1 rRNA gene is annotated in these 2,000 nt (G+C 52.2%); it reads right to left on the bottom strand.

Annotation, left to right across the window (positions count from 1 at the left end):
* Positions 1 to 165 precede the first annotated feature (165 nt).
* Positions 166 to 1,704, bottom strand: a 16S ribosomal RNA gene (locus tag GY169_RS02655).
* Positions 1,705 to 2,000: the final 296 nt, after the last annotated feature.

Here is a 2,000-nt window from a genome sequence, read left to right as displayed (position 1 = left end):
GCTTGCACCCTCCGTATTACCGCGGCTGCTGGCACGGAGTTAGCCGGTGCTTCTTCTGCGAGTAACGTCAATCGCTGTGGTTATTAACCACAACGCCTTCCTCCTCGCTGAAAGTACTTTACAACCCGAAGGCCTTCTTCATACACGCGGCATGGTTCTTTAAGGTAAGGAGGTGATCCAACCGCAGGTTCCCCTACGGTTACCTTGTTACGACTTCACCCCAGTCATGAATCACAAAGTGGTAAGCGCCCTCCCGAAGGTTAAGCTACCTACTTCTTTTGCAACCCACTCCCATGGTGTGACGGGCGGTGTGTACAAGGCCCGGGAACGTATTCACCGTAGCATTCTGATCTACGATTACTAGCGATTCCGACTTCATGGAGTCGAGTTGCAGACTCCAATCCGGACTACGACATACTTTATGAGGTCCGCTTGCTCTCGCGAGGTCGCTTCTCTTTGTATATGCCATTGTAGCACGTGTGTAGCCCTACTCGTAAGGGCCATGATGACTTGACGTCATCCCCACCTTCCTCCAGTTTATCACTGGCAGTCTCCTTTGAGTTCCCGGCCGAACCGCTGGCAACAAAGGATAAGGGTTGCGCTCGTTGCGGGACTTAACCCAACATTTCACAACACGAGCTGACGACAGCCATGCAGCACCTGTCTCAGAGTTCCCGAAGGCACCAAAGCATCTCTGCTAAGTTCTCTGGATGTCAAGAGTAGGTAAGGTTCTTCGCGTTGCATCGAATTAAACCACATGCTCCACCGCTTGTGCGGGCCCCCGTCAATTCATTTGAGTTTTAACCTTGCGGCCGTACTCCCCAGGCGGTCTATTTAACGCGTTAGCTCCGGAAGCCACGCCTCAAGGGCACAACCTCCAAATAGACATCGTTTACGGCGTGGACTACCAGGGTATCTAATCCTGTTTGCTCCCCACGCTTTCGCACCTGAGCGTCAGTCTTCGTCCAGGGGGCCGCCTTCGCCACCGGTATTCCTCCAGATCTCTACGCATTTCACCGCTACACCTGGAATTCTACCCCCCTCTACGAGACTCAAGCTTGCCAGTTTCAAATGCAGTTCCCAGGTTGAGCCCGGGGATTTCACATCTGACTTAACAAACCGCCTGCGTGCGCTTTACGCCCAGTAATTCCGATTAACGCTTGCACCCTCCGTATTACCGCGGCTGCTGGCACGGAGTTAGCCGGTGCTTCTTCTGCGAGTAACGTCAATCGCTGGGTTATTAACCACAACGCCTTCCTCCTCGCTGAAAGTACTTTACAACCCGAAGGCCTTCTTCATACACGCGGCATGGCTGCATCAGGCTTGCGCCCATTGTGCAATATTCCCCACTGCTGCCTCCCGTAGGAGTCTGGACCGTGTCTCAGTTCCAGTGTGGCTGGTCATCCTCTCAGACCAGCTAGGGATCGTCGCCTAGGTGAGCCGTTACCCCACCTACTAGCTAATCCCATCTGGGCACATCCGATGGTGTGAGGCCCGAAGGTCCCCCACTTTGGTCTTGCGACGTTATGCGGTATTAGCTACCGTTTCCAGTAGTTATCCCCCTCCATCGGGCAGTTTCCCAGACATTACTCACCCGTCCGCCACTCGTCACCCGAGAGCAAGCTCTCTGTGCTACCGTTCGACTTGCATGTGTTAGGCCTGCCGCCAGCGTTCAATCTGAGCCATGATCAAACTCTTCAATTTAAGTTTGATGCTCGTGAATTAAACTTCGTAATGAATTACGTGTTCACTCAGAGACTTGGTATTCATTTTTCGTCTTGCGACGTTAAGAATCCGTATCTTCGAGTGCCCACACAGATTGTCTGATAAATTGTTAAAGAGCAGGACGTTAAGAATCCGTATCTTCGAGTGCCCACACAGATTGTCTGATAAATTGTTAAAGAGCAGTTGCGACGCGGCTTACAGCTCACCGTCGCGAGGTGGCGTATATTACGCTTTCCTCTTTCAGAGTCAACCCTCATTTTCAGGTTTTTCTCTTC

The sequence above is a fragment of the Kluyvera genomosp. 3 genome (assembly GCF_011765685.1).
Taxonomy (GTDB): domain Bacteria; phylum Pseudomonadota; class Gammaproteobacteria; order Enterobacterales; family Enterobacteriaceae; genus Kluyvera; species Kluyvera georgiana_A.
The sequence above is the reverse complement of the archived record's forward strand: the minus strand, read 5'-3'. Positions and strand labels throughout refer to the sequence as shown.